Source organism: Curtobacterium sp. C1 (genome assembly GCF_021049325.1).
GTDB classification, from domain to species: domain Bacteria; phylum Actinomycetota; class Actinomycetes; order Actinomycetales; family Microbacteriaceae; genus Curtobacterium; species Curtobacterium citreum.
In genome coordinates, this window is record NZ_CP088076.1 from 1,762,222 (window position 1) to 1,781,580 (window position 19,359).

General features: G+C 73.1%; 16 protein-coding genes, 1 tRNA gene and 1 pseudogene. 3 read left to right on the forward strand and 15 right to left on the reverse strand.

The window, feature by feature from the left end; translation table 11 throughout:
- Positions 1 to 228: 228 nt before the first annotated feature.
- From LQK89_RS08585 to LQK89_RS08605, 5 genes are all read right to left on the reverse strand, one after another.
- Complete coding sequence (locus LQK89_RS08585; RefSeq protein ID WP_058740870.1) at positions 229 to 1,200, reverse strand: helix-turn-helix transcriptional regulator; 972 nt, start codon at positions 1,198 to 1,200, stop codon at positions 229 to 231.
- A complete protein-coding gene (locus tag LQK89_RS08590; protein WP_144801158.1) occupies positions 1,193 to 2,248 on the reverse strand; it encodes a helix-turn-helix transcriptional regulator in 1,056 nt (351 codons plus the stop codon). Before LQK89_RS08590 ends, LQK89_RS08585 begins: the two co-directional genes overlap by 8 nt.
- 102 nt (positions 2,249 to 2,350) lie before the next feature.
- Positions 2,351 to 3,274: an FKBP-type peptidyl-prolyl cis-trans isomerase gene (locus LQK89_RS08595; RefSeq protein WP_144801156.1), complete on the reverse strand. Its 924-nt coding sequence runs from the start codon at positions 3,272 to 3,274 to the stop codon at positions 2,351 to 2,353.
- 43 nt (positions 3,275 to 3,317) lie between these two features.
- Positions 3,318 to 4,391: a tRNA (adenine-N1)-methyltransferase gene (locus LQK89_RS08600; RefSeq protein ID WP_231048873.1), complete on the reverse strand. Its 1,074-nt coding sequence runs from the start codon at positions 4,389 to 4,391 to the stop codon at positions 3,318 to 3,320.
- Complete coding sequence (locus tag LQK89_RS08605; protein ID WP_231048874.1) at positions 4,388 to 5,098, reverse strand: HAD family hydrolase; 711 nt, start codon at positions 5,096 to 5,098, stop codon at positions 4,388 to 4,390. The genes LQK89_RS08600 and LQK89_RS08605 overlap by 4 nt, the downstream gene beginning before the upstream one ends.
- Before the next feature lie 145 nt (positions 5,099 to 5,243).
- Here LQK89_RS08605 and LQK89_RS08610 point away from each other — a divergent pair, with 145 nt between their 5' ends.
- On the forward strand, positions 5,244 to 6,170 hold the full coding sequence (locus tag LQK89_RS08610) for a proteasome assembly chaperone family protein (RefSeq protein WP_141861596.1): 927 nt from the start codon (positions 5,244 to 5,246) through the stop codon (positions 6,168 to 6,170).
- 229 nt (positions 6,171 to 6,399) lie between these two features.
- Here the strand turns inward: LQK89_RS08610 and mshC are convergent, their stop codons facing one another.
- The 3 genes from mshC to LQK89_RS08625 form a co-directional block, all read right to left on the reverse strand.
- On the reverse strand, positions 6,400 to 7,644 hold the full coding sequence (gene mshC / locus LQK89_RS08615) for a cysteine--1-D-myo-inosityl 2-amino-2-deoxy-alpha-D-glucopyranoside ligase (RefSeq protein ID WP_231048875.1): 1,245 nt from the start codon (positions 7,642 to 7,644) through the stop codon (positions 6,400 to 6,402).
- Positions 7,641 to 8,471, reverse strand: a complete 831-nt coding sequence (locus LQK89_RS08620; protein ID WP_231048876.1) for an undecaprenyl-diphosphate phosphatase — start codon at positions 8,469 to 8,471, stop codon at positions 7,641 to 7,643. Before LQK89_RS08620 ends, mshC begins: the two co-directional genes overlap by 4 nt.
- A gap of 61 nt (positions 8,472 to 8,532) precedes the next feature.
- The gene (locus tag LQK89_RS08625) at positions 8,533 to 9,861 is read right to left on the reverse strand and encodes a M20/M25/M40 family metallo-hydrolase (protein ID WP_058740876.1); all 1,329 of its coding nucleotides are present in this window, start codon (positions 9,859 to 9,861) and stop codon (positions 8,533 to 8,535) included.
- Between the two features lie 171 nt (positions 9,862 to 10,032).
- On the opposite strand from LQK89_RS08625, the gene LQK89_RS08630 reads away from it, so the two are divergent.
- Positions 10,033 to 10,118 (forward strand) — tRNA-Leu (locus tag LQK89_RS08630).
- 420 nt (positions 10,119 to 10,538) lie between these two features.
- On the opposite strand, the pseudogene LQK89_RS08635 reads toward LQK89_RS08630, so the two are convergent.
- From LQK89_RS08635 to LQK89_RS08660, 6 genes and pseudogenes are all read right to left on the reverse strand, one after another.
- A pseudogene (locus LQK89_RS08635) lies at positions 10,539 to 10,982 on the reverse strand (alcohol dehydrogenase catalytic domain-containing protein); the annotation flags it as partial.
- A 123-nt stretch (positions 10,983 to 11,105) separates the two neighbouring features.
- On the reverse strand, positions 11,106 to 12,434 hold the full coding sequence (locus LQK89_RS08640; RefSeq protein ID WP_058740879.1) for an NAD(P)/FAD-dependent oxidoreductase: 1,329 nt from the start codon (positions 12,432 to 12,434) through the stop codon (positions 11,106 to 11,108).
- A gap of 98 nt (positions 12,435 to 12,532) precedes the next feature.
- Entirely contained in the window at positions 12,533 to 12,742 is a 210-nt protein-coding gene (locus LQK89_RS08645) for a hypothetical protein (RefSeq protein WP_114851209.1), read from the reverse strand.
- A 7-nt stretch (positions 12,743 to 12,749) separates the two neighbouring features.
- Positions 12,750 to 14,549 (reverse strand): DEAD/DEAH box helicase, encoded by a 1,800-nt coding sequence (locus LQK89_RS08650; protein WP_058740907.1) that lies wholly within the window; start codon positions 14,547 to 14,549, stop codon positions 12,750 to 12,752.
- Positions 14,550 to 14,668: 119 nt separating this feature from the next.
- Positions 14,669 to 15,919 carry a DNA polymerase IV gene (dinB, locus tag LQK89_RS08655; protein ID WP_231048877.1) on the reverse strand — a complete coding sequence of 417 codons (1,251 nt, stop codon included), beginning with the start codon at positions 15,917 to 15,919 and terminating at the stop codon, positions 14,669 to 14,671.
- Between the two features lie 58 nt (positions 15,920 to 15,977).
- Positions 15,978 to 17,132 (reverse strand): acyl-CoA dehydrogenase family protein, encoded by a 1,155-nt coding sequence (locus LQK89_RS08660; RefSeq protein WP_231048878.1) that lies wholly within the window; start codon positions 17,130 to 17,132, stop codon positions 15,978 to 15,980.
- A gap of 23 nt (positions 17,133 to 17,155) precedes the next feature.
- Here LQK89_RS08660 and LQK89_RS08665 point away from each other — a divergent pair, with 23 nt between their 5' ends.
- Positions 17,156 to 17,950, forward strand: a complete 795-nt coding sequence (locus LQK89_RS08665) for an SGNH/GDSL hydrolase family protein (protein ID WP_231048879.1) — start codon at positions 17,156 to 17,158, stop codon at positions 17,948 to 17,950.
- A 16-nt stretch (positions 17,951 to 17,966) separates the two neighbouring features.
- On the opposite strand, the gene LQK89_RS08670 is transcribed toward LQK89_RS08665, so the two are convergent.
- On the reverse strand, positions 17,967 to 19,352 hold the full coding sequence (locus tag LQK89_RS08670; protein WP_231048880.1) for a serine hydrolase domain-containing protein: 1,386 nt from the start codon (positions 19,350 to 19,352) through the stop codon (positions 17,967 to 17,969).
- Positions 19,353 to 19,359 lie beyond the last annotated feature (7 nt).

Genomic DNA, 19,359 nt, shown 5'->3' on the forward strand with positions numbered 1-19,359 from the left:
GGACGACCGGGCCGCTCCGCTCGCCCGCTCGCGGTCGTCGAAGCCATGCGGTCGATCCTACGGGACCGGCACCGACAAGTCGGTCGCGCGGGCGCGACGCACAGGCCGCGTCGAGGCGGACGGGAGGCACGGTGCGGGCCGACCCCGTGCCTCCCGTCCGTCATGCGGTCGCGTCACGCCCGACGGGACGCGCACGACGTGACGCGCGCGCGGCCCGGCAGGCGCCCGCTACTCGGCGGCCAGGGCCGCCTCGGCGAACGACCGGACGGCCGCACGCGCCGCCGGCGGGTCGAGGACGACGGCGCGGCCCGGCAGTCCGGCGACCAGCCGCACCACGCCGTCGAAGCCGTTCGACGCGGCGAGACGGATGCGGACGCGGCCGTCGGCGTCCTCGGCGTCGGCCGTGTCGGCGAGGAAGTCCGCGACGAGCGGCAGCGCCGAGCAGTCGAGCTCGACCGTGACGATGACGTCCTGGCCGGACTGCTGGAAGAGCGTGTCCGGGATGACCACGTCGGCGGTGGACCGCTCGGCGGCCCGGTCGTCGACGGCCACGGCGGACATCCGGTCGAGGCGGAACGTCCGGAGCGCGTCGCGGTCCAGGTCCCAGGCGCGGAGGTACCAGTCGGTGTCGATCGACTCCACCCGGAGCGGGTCGACCCGGCGGGTGCTGCCGCGCGTGCGCGGGCCGGCGTAGTCGAACACGAGCCCGCGGCCGTCCGCCATCGCGCGCCGGATCGTCGCGAGCGTGGCGTCGTGCAGGTCCTGGCCGACGGCGACGTTCGACGCCGCTCCCCCGGCGCCGCGCGACAGCTTCGCCATCAGGTCGTGGATGGCCTGGCGGTCGGCGGCCTCGGGCAGGGCCGACAGGTACTGGAGCCCGGCGATGAGCGCCGAGGCCTCGCGCGCGGAGAGCCGGGGCGCGTCGTCGATCGCGACGAGGTTCGTCAGTACGATCATGTCGTTCTGCTCGAAGTCGTCCCACGCGATGTCGAACAGGTCGCCGTGCTGGTACTGCATGGTCTCGCCGGGGACCCCGGACACCGCGATGAGCTCGACGGCCCGGCGGATGCGCTGCTCGGTCACCCCGAAGTGCCGTGCGGCGTCGGCGACCGAGACGCGCTCGTGGTCGATCAGGTACGGGACGAGCACGAGCAGGAACGCGAGCTTGTCCTGCGCCTGGAGCGGTTGCTGGTCAGCCACGTGCGGTCTCCTCGGGGTCCGTGTGGTCGGCGACCAGGCCGCGGAGCCGGGCCGCCACCCGCTCGCGCAGTGCGGCGGGCTCGAGCACGCGGACCTCGGGACCGAACGCGGCGAGTTCCTCGGCCAGGATCTGCGGGTCGACGTGGTGCACGACGAGCACGCCGCCGCCGTCGACCTCGGTCCCCCGACGGCGCTGCAGCCGCCGCTCGGCGTCCGAGCCGGGCTGCACGGCGATGCGCGCGGTCCGCTCGGCCCAGATCCGGTCGAGCTCGGCGAGGGCCCGCTCGCCGGCGCCGGCCGGCGCGGGGTGCTGTCCGGGGTGGTGGGCCGTCACCGGACCGACGATCCGGGAGAGCAGGTAGTTCTTCGTCCCGCCCGTCGAGAACTCGTGCGCGCAGAGCATCCACCGGCCGCCGTGCTGGACGAGCGCGAGCGGTGCGACGTCACGCTGCCGGGGCTCGTGCTCGCCCGGGGTGATGTAGTCGAAGCGCACGGCCGCTGCCCGGTCGAGCGCGGACCGCAGGGGTTCGAACGCCGCGTCGCGGGTCCGGAGGCGCGGGGCGTAGGCGGCCATGCCGCGGGGGTCCTCGACGTCGTCGGCGCCGGTGTCGTCGGCGGCGGAGTCGTCCGTGCCGGCCGAACGGACCTTGAGGAGGGCCCGGCGGGAGTCGGCGGACAGCGCGCCCTCGCGCCAGGCCATCGCGGCGAGCGACAGCAGCGCCGACTCATCCGGCGTGAACCGGACGTCGAGCGGCAGGTCGTACTCGCCCTTCGGGATCCGGTAGCGGAGGGTCTGGTTGTTGCCGGCCGCCCCGGGGGTCTCGATCGTCTCGAGCGGGATGCCGAGCTCGCGGACGTCGTCCTTGTCGCGTTCGAACTGCCGCTCGAGCGACGCGTTGTCGCCGCCGGGGGTGAAGCGCTGCCGGTAGCCCTGCACGTTCGCGAGGATCTCGGCCTTCGTCAGCCCGGACTCCGTCGAGAGCAGCGCCAGCACGAGGCTGAAGAGCCGCTCCTCGGCGGGCACACGGGGAGCTCGGGTCGCTGGCACGAGCCCGATCCTACGACAGCGCGGGTGCACCGGAGTGCACCCGCGCGTCGGTCGGTGGACGGCTCGACGCGGTGCGCGGGAGCCGGTCCGGGAGGGACCCGATCAGGACGGCATGACGCCGAGGACGTCGATGACGTACGCCGTCGCCGAACCGCCCTGGTGCACGATCGCCAGGACCTGGTCGCCGACGTGACGGCCGATCACGGCCTTGCGCACGCCGTCGATGACCTGGCCCTCGGCGAGCGGCAGCGTCTGCGCGCCCGAGCCGTCGGTCCAGTTCGAGCCGGTCACGTTCGAGTCGGCGGTCGAGTCGCCCCAGGTCACGGCCGTGTACTTGAAGACCGCGGTGTCCTTGTCGGTGAGCTCGGCGCCGCTGCCCTTGCGGAGCAGGTGGTACTCGTCGCTGGTCGGCGCGCTCCACGACGGGATCGTGATGCCGGGGGCGCCGGACGGTGCGAGGACGACCGCGGGCATCCTGTCGCCCGCGAGCTGCGGGGTCCCGGTCGCGCGGGCGTCGTAGGCGCGGCGGACGTCCACCACGGCGACGACGGCGTCCTCGGTCTTCGAGGACTCGGTGGAGGTGCTCGCCCCGGCGGTCAGGGCGCTCTTCGGGAGCGCGACGGCCAGGCGGTCGCCGACGTTCGAGCACTCGAGCGCGGCGCCGAGGGCGCCGAACTTGTCCGCACCCGCGGTGAGCAGCGCGCTCTGGCCGGAGTAGCCGCTCGTCTCGACGACCTTGCCGGTGGCACCGTCGACGAGCGTGTACTCGACGAGGACGGGCGTGCCCTGCTCGACCGCACGGCCGTCACCGGAGCGGAGCACCGAGACCTGCGTGCCCTTCGTGGTGAGCCCGGCCGGGACGTTCACCTTCGGCTCCTTGCCGAACGCACCGCTCGCGGTGACCGCCTGCGACGCGGCCCCGGGGGCGGCGCAGCGGGGCGGCGTCGTGCCGGCACCGCTGGCCGAGCAGCCGGTGAGGGCGGCGGCGAGGCCGATGGTGACCAGGAGTGCGGGGATGGTGCGCACGGACCCTCTTTCCGTTCGATGCAGGACGGGCACGGTCGGTACTCTACCGGTCGCCCTCGGCCGGACCGGGCTGTGCTGCACCGGCTTCGGCGGCGGCGACCTTGCGGGCCTGCGCTGCCGCCTGCCGCGCGACCTTGCGGAGCTTCTTGTCGCTGGCCGACCGCTCCCCCACGGCGCCGGGCGTCCAGGCCTCGACGTCCTCGTCCGAGAACTCCGCCTTGCCTGCGCGACGCTTCAGGTTGGGCAGCACGACGCCGTCGGCCAGGCGGCGTGCCGTGACCAGGAAGCCGGTGTGTCCGACCATCCGGTGGTCCGGTCGGACGGCCAGGCCCTCGACGTGCCAGGTGCGCACGAGGGTCTCGCTCGACTGCGGGTCCGTGAAGCGCCCGGTGTCGCGGAGGGCCTCGGCGGTGCGGGACAGCTGCGTGACCGTGGCGACGTAGCAGACGATGAGCCCGCCGGGGACGAGCGCGTCCGCCGCGGCGTCCACGCACTCCCACGGGGCGAGCATGTCGAGCACGACCCGGTCGACGCTCTGCGGCTCGGTCGCGTCCGGGAGCTCCTCGACCAGGTCGCCGACCGTGACGGACCAGTTGTCCGGGACGGCGCCGAGGAAGGTCCCGACGTTGCCGCGGGCGATCGCCGCGAACTCCTCGCGACGCTCGAAGGACTGCAGACGGCCCGTGGGGCCGATCGCGCGGAGCAGGAAGAGCGACAGCGCGCCGGACCCCACGCCGGCCTCGACCACGCGGGCACCCGGGAACACGTCGGCGAAGGCCACGATCTGGGCCGCGTCCTTCGGGTAGACGATCGCGGCGCCGCGGGGCATCGACATGACGTAGTCGTTGAGGAGCGGGCGGAGCGCGAGGTACTCGTCGCCGGTGCTCGCCCGGATCACGGAGCCGTCGGGCTGGCCGATGACGTCGTCGTGCCGGAGGACACCGCGGTGGGTGTGGTACTCCCCCGCGGTCTCCAGCGACAGCGTCGTGAGCTTGCCCTTCGGGCCGGTGAGCTGCACGCGGTCCCCGGCGCGGAACGGACCCCGCGGCGGGGTGTGCGGAGCGCCTCCGGCGGTGTGCGGCAGGCCGGCGAGCTCGTCGTGCTGCTCGGTCGTCATCGGGCCACCGCCTCGGTGCGTGCGGCCAGGGCCGGGCCGGTCAGCTCGACCAGGCGGTCGACGTCGACCCCGTCGAGGGTCGTCAGGTGCACGTCGCCTCCGCCGATCTCGGAGAGCGGCACGATGTGTTCGACGGCGACCGTGACGGCGCCGGACGCGACCGCCGCTGCGACGCCGGTGGCCGAGTCCTCGACCGCGACGCAGGCCGTGGCCTCGACGCCGAGGGCGTCGGCGGCGGCCAGGTAGGCGTCCGGGAAGGGCTTCGGGCGGTCGACGTCGTCACCGGCGACGACGACACGGAAGCCACGGGCGCCGAGGGCCTCCGCCGCGACCAAGGCCATCTTGCGGCGGGACATCGTCACGAGGGCGGTCGGGACCCCGCGGTCGTGCAGCTCCTCGACGAGCTCACGCGCCCCCGGGCGCCACGGCAGTTCTTCGCCGTCGAGCCGCTCGGTCACGTAGTCGGTCATCCACTGGACGATCTCCTCGACCTCCATGTCGACGCCCTTGTCCCTGAGGATCTCCCCCGAGCGCTCGAGGCCGGAGCCGACGAGCGAGAGGCCGTCCTCGTGGGTCCACTCGGCGCCGTACCGGGCGGTCAGCTCCACCTGGGACTGCTGCCAGATCGGCTCCGTGTCGATGAGCGTGCCGTCCATGTCCCACAGCACGGCTGCGGGCAGGACTCGGTCGGGGTGCTGGGCGGTCACGGGCGACGAGTCTAGCGGTCGGGGTTCCGCTGCACGCGGACGCCCCCGCGCCCCGACGAGCGCCGGGCCTATCCTGGGGTACTCGTCCCGTGTCCGGCCGCGCGCGTGCCGCGCGTGCCCCGCTCCACCACCAGGAGGCCCCTCCGTGCCACAGCACTCCCCCTTCAGCGACGGCCGACTGCTCGTCGTCGCGTTCGAGGGCTGGAACGACGCCGGCGAGGCGGCCAGCGGACTCGCTCGCCGCATCGTGGACGCCCTGGGGCTCGACGAACTGCGCGAGATCGACGGCGAACGGTACGTCGACTACCAGTTCAACCGACCCGAGGTCGGGACGTCGGAGGACGGCTCCCGCGGCATCACCTGGCCCCGGATCGTGCTGTACGGCCCCGGCCAGGACGGTCGACCGGTCGTCGGCGCCACGGGTGCCGAGTCCGAGCGGGAGGTCTTCGTGCTCGTCGGCCCCGAGCCCTCGCGGACGTGGCGCGGCTTCTGCGCCGAGGTGATCGACCTCGCCGACGTGTACTCGATCGACGCCGTGGTGTTCGTCGGTGCGATGCTCGCCGACGTGCCGCACACCCGACCGATCTCGGTGTTCGTCTCGAGCGAGGACGCCGGGGTGCGCTCGGCCTTCGACGTCGACCGCTCCACGTACGAGGGCCCGACGGGCATCCTCGGCGTGCTGTCCGACGCGATGGACACCGCGGGCCTGACGACCCTGTCGCTCTGGGCCTCGGTGCCGCACTACGTGCACAACTCCCCCTCGCCGAAGGCCACCCTGTCGCTCCTCGACAAGATGGAGGAGCTCACCGACGTCACCGTGCCGCGCGGCACCCTGCTCGACGAGGCCACGGAGTGGGAGGAGGGCATCGACGCCCTCGCCGCCGACGACGAGGACATGGCGAGCTACATCGGGCAGCTCGAGCAGGCCCGGGACACCGTCGACTCCCCCGAGGCGTCCGGGGACGCCATCGCGCAGGAGTTCGAGCAGTACCTCCGGCGCCGGGAGCGCAAGGACGGCAAGGACGGCGGCACCGCGGGTGGCGAGGGTCCCTGGCGGCCGCCACAGCAGTAGACGCACCCACGAGCGGACGGGAGGCGCGGTGCCGGCCGGCACCGCGCCTCCCGTCCGTCTGCGGTCGCGTCCGCGGGCCGCCAGCCGCGTCGTGTGCAGGCCGCCCTCCCGCTCGGCGCGCCGAGCGCGCCAGATCTGGCCCGTTCGGCGCCGTCCGCCGACGAGACGTGCCCGCCCAGCGGCACACGCGCGGCGTGTCGTGCACGCTCGACCGGCGCGGGCCGACCTGTCAGCCGAGGCGGATGCCGAGCAGGGCGTCGACGAGGTCGACGAGCTCCGGCGTGACGGCCGTACCGCCCGCGATCGCGGTGTCCACCGCGGCGACCGCTCCGGGCGTGTCGAGGTCGTCGGCGACCCGTGCACGGATGCGCGCGGCGACGTCGGCGGCGTCGTCCGCGTGTCCGGCCGGCTCGCCGGCGGCCCAGGCGTCCCAGGTCGCGAGTCGTGCCGTGGCGCTCGAGAGCTCGCCGTCGAACCACTCCCAGTCGTCTGAGTACTTGTGCGAGAGCAGTGCGAGGCGGATCGCGCGGGGGTCGGCGCCGTCGTCGAGCAGGCCGCGGACGGTGACGAGGTTGCCGAGCGACTTCGAGATCTTCTCGCCCTGGTAGGCGATCATCCCGGTGTGCACGAACGCGTTCGCGAGGGGTTGGTGCGCGAGGGCAGCCGCGTGACCGGCGCTCATCTCGTGGTGCGGGAAGACGAGATCGCTGCCGCCGCCCTGCACGCTGATCGGCAGGCCGAGGCGGTCGCCCGCGATGACGCTGCACTCGATGTGCCAGCCCGGACGTCCCGGACCGACGACGGTGTCCCACGACGGCTCCCCCGTGCGCGCAGCGCGCCAGAGCAGTGGGTCGAGCGGGTCGCGCTTGCCGGCACGGTCGGGGTCGCCGCCGCGCTCGGCCGACAGGCGCGCCATCGTCTCGCGGTCCAGTCGGCTCTCGTCCCCGAGCGTCCACGCCTCGGTGGGGCGGTTCACGTCGAAGTAGAGGTCGTCGCCCTCGGACTCCGCCGTCGGGACCGCGTAGGCGTAGCCGGTCTCCTGCAGGAAGGCGACGGCCTCGGCGACGCGCTCGACCTCGTCCGTGACGGCGACGTACTCGTCCGGGGGCAGGACGCGGAGCGCCTCCATGTCGCGACGGAACAGGTCGATCTGCGAGGCGGCGAGCTCGCGCCAGTCCACGCCGTCACGGTCGGCCCGCTCGAGCAGCGGGTCGTCGACGTCGGTCGTGTTCTGCGCGTACTCGACCAGGAGCCCGGCGTCCCGCCAGGCCCGGCCGAGCGTGTCGAACGCCAGGTAGGTCGCGGCGTGGCCGAGGTGCGTCGCGTCGTACGGCGTGATGCCGCAGACGTAGAGCGCGGCACGGTCCTCGCCGCGCGTCGGGTCCAGCGGGTGCCCGGACGCCGTGTCGTGCACGACGGGACGAGGGCCCTCCCCGGGGACGTCGGGGACGGACGGGGCCTCCCAGGCCCTCACGGCTGGACCACTCCGAGCGACAGCAACACGATGAGCACGATACCGAGTGCGATCCGGTAGACCACGAAGGGCAGGAAGCTCCGCTTAGAGATGTAGTTCATGAACGCGGCGATCACGACGAAGCCGACGAGGAAGGCGACCACCGTGGCGACGAGCGTGTCGACGAGTCCGAAGGGTGCGCCGGTGTCCCCGAGGCTCGTCGCGGCCTCGTAGAAGCCGGACAGGAACACCGCCGGGATCGCGAGCAGGAACGCGAACCGCGCCGCGGCCGGACGGGTGTAGCCGAGCGCGAGGCCCATCGAGACGGTCGCACCGGAGCGCGAGACACCCGGCACCAGGGCGAGCACCTGCGCGAGACCGATGAGCAGGCCGCTCCGGAACGTCATGTGCTCGATGCGGCGCACCTTGCGACCGACGACGTCGAGCACGCCGAGCACGATGCCGAACACGATGAGGACGATCGCGACGATCCACAGGGACCGGAAGGTGGTCTCGATCGAGTCCTTGAGCAGCAGCCCCGCGACCCCGATCGGGATCGTGCCGAGGATCACCAGCCAACCGAGGCGGACGTCGGGGTCGCCCTTCGGGACGTCCCGCCGGAGGACCGAGCGCAACCACCGCCCGACGATCCGCGTGATGTCCTTCCAGAAGTAGATGAGCACCGCGGTCTCGGTGCCGAGCTGCGTCACCGCCGTGAAGGCCGCGCCGGGGTCCTTCGCGTCGGGCAGGAACAGGCCCACGATGCGCAGGTGCGCGCTCGACGAGACGGGCAAGAACTCGGTGAGTCCCTGCACGAAGCCGAGGAAGATCGCCTCGAGGATGTGCATCGTGCGGGCCTTTCAGGGGTCAGCAGGCAGGACGGTGCCGCGGGGGCGACCCGGCAATGTATCAGTACGTGGCGAGCAGGTCGCCGAGGACGCGCCGCCCGAATGCCAGGGCGTCGAGCGGGACCCGCTCGTCGACGCCGTGGAACATCGCCGGGAAGTCGACGTCGGCCGGCAGCTGCAGCGGGACGAAGCCGTAGCCGGCGATGCCGAGCGTCGAGAGTGCCTTGTTGTCGGTCCCACCCGAGAGCAGGTAGGGCAGCACCGGGGCACCCGGGTCGTGGCGGCCGAGGACGTCCCGGACCGCGTCGACGAGCGGGCCGCCGAAGTCCTGCTCGAGCCCGATGTCGCGGAAGGACGTCACGACCTCGACGTCGTCGCCCGCGAGCTCCCGGACGCGCGCGAGCACGGACTCCTCGTCGCCGGGCAGGCAGCGGATGTCGACGAGCGCCTCGGCGGTGTCCGGGATGACGTTGTGCTTGTACCCGGCCGTCAGGACCGTCGGGTTCGACGTCGTGTGCAGCGCCGCGTGGATGAACCGCGAGGCCGACCCGGTCGCGAGGGCGACCTCGTCGGGGCCGGTGACCGTCGGGTCGACGCCGAGGAACCGGGCGACCTCGGCGACCATCGCGTCGGTGGTCGCCGACAGCCGGACCGGCCACTCCTCGCTGCCGATGCGGGCGACCGCCGCCGCGAGCTTCGTGACGGCGTTGTCGCGGATGACGTGGGACCCGTGCGCCGCGGTGCCGCGGGTGACCAGCTTGATCCACATCAGCGCCTTCTCGCCGGTCTGCAGCAGGTAGGCGCGTCGGTCGCCGAGCGTGATCGAGTACCCGCCGACCTCGCTGATGGCCGCCGACGCCCCGGCGAAGACCTCGGGGTGGTGCTCGACGACGTGGTGGGAGCCGAGCACGCCCCCGGCCTCCTCGTCGGCGAAGTACGCGATCACCAGGTCCCGCTCGGGCGCTCCCTGCCGCTCGACGACGTCCGCGAGCGACGTGAGCATCATCGCGTCCATGTTCTTCATGTCGACGGCACCGCGGCCCCAGAGCATGCCGTCCCGGACCTCGCCGCCGAACGGGTCCACCGTCCAGTTCGCGGGGTCGGCGGGGACGACGTCGAGGTGTCCGTGCACGACGAGGGCGGGCTTGCTCCGGTCACGACCGGGGACCCGAGCGACGACGCTCACGCGGTCGGGCTCCGACTCGAAGAGCTGCGGTTCCAGACCGAGGTCGCGGAGCTTCGCCTCGACGTAGTGCGCCGCCTCGGTCTCGCCGCGGGACTTCCCCTCGCCCCAGTTCGTCGTGTCGATGCGGATGAGGTCCCGCGCGATCGCGGCCGTCGCCTCGAGGTCCTGCTCGGTCGGGTCGGCGCTCGCCTGCTGGTCGCTCATGCCCTCACGCTACCGGGCCGCGTCGGCGCGTCGGTCGGTGGCGCGACCGAGGACGCGCCCGGGATGCGCGTCCGTGTTCATCGGGCGTTCAGGGCCGTGCTAGTGTCTTCTCCTGTCAGAACGGCCGGGGGAACAGCCCGGATCGGATCTGGCACACAACTGGAAACACCTGTCCGGGTGGCGGAATTGGTAGACGCGCTAGCTTGAGGTGCTAGTGCCCGTATTAGGGCGTGGGGGTTCAAGTCCCCCCTCGGACACAGGAACAGCGCAAGGCCCCCTGACTTCGGTCAGGGGGCCTTCTGCGTTGCGCGGGCGGCGCTGCACGGGCGCCCCGGCTCCGCCAGGGTTCAGCGCCGCCGCAGCCGCCGCACCACCACCACCACCACGTCACCGATCGCCGCGAGCCGCCCCCAGTTCGCGACGACCGGGTCGAGCAGCTGGTGCCGCCGGTCCCTCCGGGACGACCCGAGTCGCGCCCGCACCGGGTGCGTCCCCCGCTCCGAGCGCGCCCCGGTCTCGTGCAGGAGCCGGTCCGGCCTGCCGCGGAGCGCGTCCGTCACCCGGTGCGTCGCGACGTCGATGCGGTCACCGACGACGAACAGCATCCAGTGCGCCAGCCGACCCTCGCTGAAGCGTCGGTAGGCGTACCGCTTCACGACGCCGGCCGGACCGGCCAGCGGCTGCGCCTGCGGCCCGACGTCGGCGAACGGCACCCGCACGCGCTCGGCCTGCCCGCCGTCGTAGCCGCCCGTGGTGTGCGAGTAGCCGAAGAGCCCGCCGACCGCGGTGGTGTTCGGGTTCACGTTGTGGCGGTTCGTGAACAGTCCCCTGGCACAGAACCAGCAGCTGCCGCACGAGATGTGGAACGGCACCATCACCCGGTCGCCCACGTCGAGGCTCCGCACCGACGGTCCCACCTGCTCGACGACCCCGATGAACTCGTGCCCGAAGGTGTGGCCGACGCGGGTGTCCGGCATCATCCCGTGGTACAGGTGCAGGTCGGACCCGCAGATCGCGGCGCGTTCGACCCGCACGATCGCGTCGTTCGGGTGCTCGATCCGCGGGTCGGGCTTCTCCTCGACGCGGACCCGGTACGTCCCGCGGTACGTCGTGGCGCGCATGCGCGCTCCTCTCGCTCGTGCGCGCCACGCTCGGCCTGGTCGGGTGGGAGGCGCACCACCCTACGGACGGGAGGCGCGGTGCCAGCCGGCACCGCGCCTCCCGTCCGTGGGGTGGTGACGTCCCTAGGACTTGGACGCCTCGACGAAGTTGCGGCGGGGGTCCGTCTCCTTGATCAGCGAGGTCGCGTCGCGACCGGACACCGCACCGGTGACCCAACCGATGACGATGCGCGCCTTCCGGTTCAGGGTCGGCATCGCGTAGACGTGGTAGGAGCGGTGGGCGAGCCAGGCGAGCAGGTTCGTCATCTTGACGCCCTTGATGTTCGCGGCGCCCTTGCCGACGCCGTACGAGGCGACGGTGCCGATCGACGGGTGGCGGTACTCCTCGAGCGGCTTGCCGGTGATCGTGGCGACCACGTTGTCGGCGGCGACGACGGCCTGGCGGACGGCGTTCTGCGCGTTCGGCGGGTAGTACGCCGGCTGCTTCTCGGCGGTCAGGTCGGGGACCTGGGCGACGTCACCGAGGCCCCAGACGCCCGGGACGACCTCGTGCGTGTCCTCGGCTTCGACCTGGAGCTTCGCGTTCGCGGCGAGGTGCCCCTTCGGGCCGCGGGGCAGGTCCGAGGCGTCGAGGAGCGGGTTCGGCTTGACGCCGGCGGTCCAGACGAGCAGTCCGGTCGCGAACTCGTCGCCGTCGGAGAGCTTGACGACGCCGCCCTCGCAGCTCGGCATGGTGGTCTTCAGGCGGACGTCGATGCCGCGGGCGCGGAGCGACTCGAGGGTCCACTTCGACAGCTCCGGGCCGACCTCGGGCGCCACGCGGTCGAGCGCGTCGATGAGCACCCAGCGGGGCTGCTCGCCGGCGAGCGACGGGTAGGTCTTGATGGCGGCCTGCGACACGTCGAAGAGCTCGCCGATGGCCTCGACCCCGGTGTAGCCACCGCCGACGAAGATGCTCGTGAGCAGACGGCGACGCTCGTCCTCGTCACGCGTGGCAGCGGCCTTCGCGATGTTGTCGAGGAGCTTCGCGCGGACGTAGGCGGCCTCTTCGACGGTCTTGAAGCCGACGCCGTACTCCTCGAGCCCCGGCGTCGGGAACGTACGGGTGACGGAGCCGAGCGCGACGACGAGCTGGTCGTAGCCGAGGGTGCGGTCGTCGCCACCGGCCGTGGCGATCGACACGGTCTTGTCCTTCGACGAGATGCCGGTGACCTTGCCCTGGATGACGCGGGTCTTCTTGAGCGCGCGGCGCAGCTCGAACGTGACGTCCTTCGGCGCGATGTGGCCGCCGGCGACCTCCGGCAGGAACGGCAGGTACGTGTAGTACGTGTTCTGGTCCACCAGCGTGATGCGCATCGGCACGGTCGCCGCGTGCTTCTGCAGCTGCTTGACCGTGGTGTAGCCGGCGGAGCCGCCGCCGAGGACGAGGACGTGGGGGATGGAGTCTGCCATGCGTCCGGTCTACCGGAAGAAGCCTGGTCGCGTCACCAAGCCGCGCCGCGCGATCCGGCGACGGTACGGCGGGTGTCCGCGGTCCGTCGGTGCACCGGTCACCGTCCGCGTGGACGGTCCTGCAGCCGCCACCACGCGGTCTCGGCGAGCTCCGGCCCGGTGTACACACCGTGCGGGGTGCGGCGGGACTCGGTGAGCGAGAACCGGCGGAGTCGGTAGCCGCCGCCGAAGCGGTCGATGATCGCCTCGGGTGAGGACTCGGGGGTGCGTCGGACGTACCAGGTGCGGTCGTCGACCTGCTCGATCACGCGCGACTCAGCGTCGGTTGCCGATGCGGGAGCGCAGGACGTCGATGCGCTTCTGGATCTGCTCGACGCTCGCCTGCGCGACGGCCGGGCCGCCGCTGATGCGTCGGAGCTCGGCGTGGATCGCGCCGTGCGGTTCGTTGGCGTGCCGGGACCAGATCGACACCAGCCGGGCGAGCTCGGTCCGTTGTTCCTTGAGCGTCTGGTACATCGGGCGGTCCGCCGCGGGCTGCTGCTTCGGCAGGCCGTCCTTCACCGCACGACCGCGCGACCGCTTGGCCTGGGTCGCCTGGCGGGCGCGGAGCAGGTCGCGCACCTGGTCGGGCTCGAGCAGCCCGGGGATGCCGATGAAGTCGAGTTCCTCGAGCGAACCGACCTCGCCACCGGTGCCGAACTCGCCGCCGTCGTAGAGGACACGGTCGAACGAGGCCTGCGAGTCGAGCGCCTGGAAGGGCTGCACCTCGAGCAGGCTCTCCGACGCGCGGTCCTCCTTGTTGGCCTCGGCGACCATCGCGTCCTCGGGGTTGTACATCCCGTCGTCGGCGTCCTTCGGGCGGTCGAGCGCGTGGTCGCGTTCGAGCTCGAGGGTGGCGGCCAGGGCCATCAGGTTCGGCACGCTCGGCAGGAAGACGCTCGCGGTCTCCCCACGGCGACGGGCGCGCACGAATCGGCCGATCACCTGCGCGAAGAACAGCGGGGTGCTCGCGCTCGTGGCGTAGACGCCGACGCAGAGCCGGGGGACGTCGACGCCCTCGGACACCATGCGGACGGCGACCATCCAGCGCGAGGTGTCCTCGGAGAAGGCCTGGATGCGGCTGGACCCGGCGGCCTCGTCCGAGAGCACGACCGTCGGTCGTTCCCCCGTGATGCGCTGCAGGATGCGGGCGTAGGCACGAGCCGTCGTGGTGTCGGTGGCGATGACGAGCCCGCCGGCGTCCGGGACACCTCGGCGGACCTCGGTCAGACGCTTGTCGGCGGCGGACAGCACGGCCGGCATCCACTCGCCCTCCGGGGAGAGCGCCGTGCGCCACGCCTGCGCCGTGATGTCCTTCGTCACCTGCTCGCCGAGCGAGGCCGACATCTCGTCGCCCATCCGGGTCTTCCAGCGCATCTGGCCGGCGTAGGCCATGAAGAGCACCGGTCGGACGACGCCGTCCTTGAGCGCGCGGCCGTAGCCGTAGTTGTAGTCGGAGACCGAGGTGCGGATGCCCTGCTCGTCGGGGGCGTACTGCACGAACGGGATCGGGGCGGTGTCCGAGCGGAACGGCGTCCCGGAGAGCGACAGTCGGCGCGTGGCCTTCGTGAACGCCTCGCGGATGCCGTCACCCCAGGTCAGTGCGTCGCCGCCGTGGTGCACCTCGTCGAGGATGACCAGGGTCTTCCCGCCTGCGGTGATGCGCTGGTGGACCTCGGGGTTCATGCCGACCTGGGCGTACGTGATCGCGACGCCCTGGTAGTGCCGGCCGAACATGCCGTCGCCGTTCTTGAACATCGGGTCGAGCCGGATGCCCACGCGGTCGGCGGAGTCGGCCCACTGCCGCTTCAGGTGCTCGGTCGGCGCGACGACGATGATCCGGTCGATCGTGCCGCGGGCGAGGAGCTCGGTCGCGAGCCGGAGCGCGAAGGTGGTCTTGCCGGCGCCCGGGGTCGCGGCTGCGAGGAAGTCGCGCGGCTCCTTCTCGAAGTACTTCGTGAGGGCCTCGACCTGCCAGGCGCGGAGCTTGGACGCAGTGCCCCACGCGGCCCGCTCGGGGAACGCCGGCGACAGGTGCTCGGCGGCCGCGTTGCCGGCGTTCTCGGCCTGGGCCACGGCGTCTTCGTGCGGGCGGACGGCGCCGTCCGCGACGGTCTCGGGGGTGTCGCCCCACAGTGTCGCGGGCTGCTGCTGGTCGTCGTACTCCGCTGCGCTCACTTCACGCGAGTCTACCGTCACGCGGGGTCCTGCCGGGCGTGCGGGGGCCGCTGCTCGGGCGTGCCGCGGACGAGCGAGGCGGGCCGGAGCACGCCCGCGCCGAAGCGTGCAGCAACGGCGTCCACGGTGGTCTCGGTGTCCCGCCACGGCGCGTCGTCGTCCCACAACGCGTTGCTCGCGGCGGCGGGCACGAGGTTCTCGCCGCGGACGCCGATGAGCCGGATCCGGTTGCCCGGCCGGTGCAGCACGTCGTAGAGCTCGACGGCCTCGTGGTGCAGCCGCTTGGCGACGTCGGTGGGTTCGGCGAGGGTGCGCGACCGGGTCAGCGTGCTGAAGTCGGTGTACCGGACCTTGAGCGCCACGGTGCGGGCCTGCACGTCGGCGCGCCGGAGCCGGACGGCCACCTTGTCGGCCAGGCGGAGGAGCTCGCGGGCGACGTCGTCGCGTTCGGTGAGGTCGTGGCCGAACGTGGTCTCGTGCCCGATCGACTTCTCGGTGACGCCGGTGTCGACGACCCGCGGGTCACGCCCCCACGACAGGTCGTGCAGGCGCTGGCCGCCGGCGGGTCCGAGTGCCGCGACGAGGGAGGGCAGCGGGGTGTGCGCGAGGTCGCCGACCGTGCGGATGCCGCGCCGCTCGAGCTTCTCCTGCGTGGTGCCGCCGACGCCCCACAGCGCGGAGACGGGCTGCGGGTGCAGGAACGCGACGGTGTGCTCGGCCGGGACGACGAGGAGCCCGTCCGGCTTCGCCCGGCTGGACGCGAGCTTCGCGACGAACTTGGTCGAGGCTGCGCCCACCGAGCAGTGCAGCCCGGTCTCGGCGAGGACCGCGGAGCGGATCGCCCGACCGATCTCCCACGGGGTGCCGGAGAGCCGGAGCGCTCCGGCGACGTCGAGGAACGCCTCGTCGATGCCGAGCTTCTCGACGCGGGGCGTGAAGCTCTCGAACACGCGCATCACGGCGGCGGACTTCGCCGTGTACTTCTCGAAGTGCGGCTCGACGATGATCGCGTTCGGGCAGCGGCGCTTGGCGACGGCCATCGGCATCGCGGAGTTCACGCCGTACCTCCGGGCCTCGTACGTGGCCGCGGTGACGACGGACCGGTCGGAGTCGTGGCCGACGATCACGGGCAGGCCGCGCAGGTCGGGACGGTCGAGCAGTTCGACGGACGCGAAGAAGGCGTCCATGTCGACGTGCAGCACCGTCGCCGTCAGGTCGTCCACGGGACGGTCCGAGACGAGCCGGTTGCGTCCGTCCTGCTTGCTCACGCGCCGATGATGCCACGCCCCACCGACACCGACGACCGGCCGCCGCGCTCCCGCGGCGCTACACGAGCGGGCCGAGCTCCGCCGCCGCGATCGTCCGCGCCGCGGAGTCCCGCGTGGACGGGTGGTACTGCCCGGCCCGGACGTCCCGGGCGAGCCGCGCCAGCTCCGAGTCCGCCGCGTACGCCCGCCCGCCGACGACGCGCATCGCCTCGTCCACCACGTGCTGCGCCGCGTCGACCGTCCGCGCCTTGGTCCCGACGAGCAGGGGGAACCACCGCGCGCCCAGGTCCTCGCCCTCGTCCACCGACCGGGCGAGCGACCCGACCTGCAGCGCCACGGCGTCGACGGCGCCGCGCAGGTCCGCGATCGTCCGACGGACGTCCGGGTCCTGCGACCGCGGGACCCCGTCCCGCCCCGCGCGACCGGACACCGCCGTGACCGCCAGGTCCACCGCGCGGGACGCGATCCCGACGTACACCGACGCCACGAGCAGCTCGAAAGCGGCGAAGATCCCGAACACGAGCGGGTCGTTCGTCGGGCCGACCGGCAGCGACCGCACGATGCGCTCCGCGGGCACGTGCACGCCGAGCAGCCGGGTGGTCCGGCTCTGCGTCGCGCGCATCCCGAGCGTGTCCCAGTCGTCCAGGTGCTCGACGTCGCCGTCGGAGCGGAGCACGAACCCGTGCACCAGCCGCGGCTCCGGCCCGCTGGTGTCCTTCCCGAACACGCTCAGCACGTCCCACGCCGGTGCGAGCGACGTCGACACCTTCGTCCCGGTGAAGCGGTAGCCCCCGTCGCCGTCCGGCTCCGCCGTCGTCGACGAGTCGAACAGGACGGCGTCGTTGCCGGGTTCGCTCACCCCGAACGCGAGCAGGTGGTCGTCCGCCGCGTGGTCGGTGACGGCCTGGAGGAACGACCCACCCTGTGCGGACACGCTGCGGGCCGCCTGCACCCAGACCTGGTGCATCCCCAACCCGAGCGCGGTCGCCGGTGCGGCCTGCGCGAGCTCCTGCTGCAACCGCGCCGTCGCGGCGAGGCCGAGCCCGGAGCCGCCCTGCTCGACGGGCACCCCGATCCGCAGCCACCCGGCGGCACGGAGCTCGGCCAGGTCCTCGGCGCAGAAGGCGTTGTCCGCGTCGTACCCGGGCGCCCGCGCCGCGATCCGGGCGAGCAGGTCCTCGGGCAGGCTCCAGGCGGGGTTGGCCTTCGTCATGGCACGAGACTACGGTTCGGGACGTGTCAGATCGTCATCCGTGGTCCAGGTACGTCGCGATCGGTGACTCGTTCACCGAGGGCATCGGGGACCCCGACCCGACCGTGCCCGGCGGCAACCGCGGCTGGGCTGACCGGGTCGCCGAGGTCCTGGCGCACCGCACCGACGACTTCGCCTACGCGAACATCGCGATCCGCGGTCGGCTCCTCGGCCAGATCGTCGACGAGCAGGTCGAGCCCGCCCTGGCGCTCCGGCCGGACCTCGTCACGGTCTCGGCCGGCGGCAACGACATCATCCGACCGGGGTCGGACCCTGACGAGCTCGCCGAGCGGTTCGACGGCATGGTCGAGCGGCTCCGGAGCGACGGTGCGACGGTCGTGCTGTTCACCGGCCCCGACGTCGGCATGACCCCGGTGCTCGGGATGGTCCGCGGCAAGACGGCGATCTACAACGAGAACCTGCACGCCATCGCGCTGAAGCACGGGGCGCTCGTCGCCGACTTGTGGGCGCTCCGGGTGCTGCGGGACCCGCGGATGTGGGCACCCGACCGGCTGCACCACTCCCCCACGGGCCACGCCACGGTCGCCGCGGCCGTGCTCGACACCCTGGGCGTCGACCACGGGCTGGAGCCGTTCGTGCCTGAGCCGCTCCAGTCCCGACCGTGGCGCGAGGCCCGGGTCGAGGACCTCGGGTGGGCGCGGGAGTACCTCGTGCCCTGGGTGGTGCGCCGGATCCGGCACACGTCCTCCGGCGACGGGGTCTCCCCGAAGCGCCCGGAGCTGCAGGACGTCGTCGAGCACCGCTCCGACACGCCCTAGCCCGGGCGACGGCCGATCAGTCGGCCGGGCGCCGGAGCGTCAGCGGTCCGTCGTGCAACGGCTGCGTCGCCCACGACGAGGTCGCCGTGCCCGTGCCGGTGTCGAGCCGGAGGCGGAGCCGGTGCGGGCTCTCGACGAAACGGACGTCGACCGCGACGACCCCCTCGCGCCGGCGGGCCCCGCTCGCGGCGAGCGGACCCTCGACCGCCCACGTGCCCTGACCGACCGGGCACGTCAGCGTGCCGCCGTCGACGTCCACCGTGACGCGCCAGCCGTCGCCCGAACGCGCGAGACGCACCCCGTCGGCGACGCCGGTCGCCGCGTAGGACCCGTCCGCGTCGTCGTGCAGCTCCACCCCCTCGACGGGAGGCAGCCCCAGGGAGGCGAGCCGTGCCTCCAGGGCGGTGTCGGCTGCCACGTCGGTGTCCGCAGCGTCTGTGTCCACAGCACCGACGGCGGGCAGCAGGTGCTGCCAGGCCGCGTCGAGGACGGCCTGCATGTCGGTGCTCTGTCCGGTCATGGCGAGGACGACGTCCTGCTCGGGCAGGACGACGCAGAACTGGCCGTACGCGCCGTCGCCGCGGAAGCCGTGCCGGGCCATCCAGAACTGGAAGCCGTAGCCCTGCCGCCAGTCGACGTTCTCCTCGTCCGGGTTCGCGACCTGGGCGCTCGTCGCGGCGGCGACCCAGTCCTCGTCGAGGATGCGCTGGCCGTCCCACACGCCCCGCTGCAGGTACAGCTGCCCGAGTGCGGCGACGGCCGAGGTCGGGGCGTAGCAGCCACTGAAGCCGAGCTCGGCGCCGGTCTCGTCGGTCTTCCAGGCGAGGTCGTCGATCCCGAGGGGGTCGAGGACGTGCGGGCGGAGCCAGTCGACCAGGGAACCGCCGGTCACACGTCGGACGATCGCCGCGGCCGTGTACGTGCAGGGCTGGTTGTAGGCGAAGACGCTGCCGGGCTCCTCGTCCGGGGGCGTCAGGAGGAACCCGCGGACGAGGTTCGTCGGGTCGGCGGCGCGGGCGCGCTCGAGGGCCTCCTCGCGGTGCCCGGACGCCATCGCGAGCAGGTGCCGCACGCGGATGCGCCGGCTGCGCTCGTCGGTGACGTCGGCGTCGAGCTCGGGGAAGTACGACAGGACCGTGGCGTCGAGGTCGACCAGGCCGGCGCGGACCGCGGTGCCGACGGCCGCTGCGGTGAAGCTCTTGCTCAGCGAGTAGAGCAGGTGCACGCGATCGGGGGCGTACGGCGCCCACCAGCCCTCGGCGGCGAGCTGCCCGTGCCGGAGCAGCTGGAACGAGTGGGGTTCCACACCCGGCGTGGACTCGAGGGCGTCGAGGAACGCGGACACCCCGCGCGGGTCGATGCCGAGGGCGGACGGGGTGGACCGGGGGAACGTCGTCGTCACCCCGCCG

Coding starts and splice junctions, on each gene's coding strand:
- LQK89_RS08600 (WP_231048873.1), bottom strand. CDS start 4,391: ATGACGACCGAGCAGCACGACGAGCTCGCCGGCCTGCCGCACACCGCC.
- LQK89_RS08620 (WP_231048876.1), bottom strand. CDS start 8,471: ATGCACATCCTCGAGGCGATCTTCCTCGGCTTCGTGCAGGGACTCACC.
- LQK89_RS08625 (WP_058740876.1), bottom strand. CDS start 9,861: ATGAGCGACCAGCAGGCGAGCGCCGACCCGACCGAGCAGGACCTCGAG.
- LQK89_RS08640 (WP_058740879.1), bottom strand. CDS start 12,434: ATGGCAGACTCCATCCCCCACGTCCTCGTCCTCGGCGGCGGCTCCGCC.
- LQK89_RS08660 (WP_231048878.1), bottom strand. CDS start 17,132: ATGACGAAGGCCAACCCCGCCTGGAGCCTGCCCGAGGACCTGCTCGCC.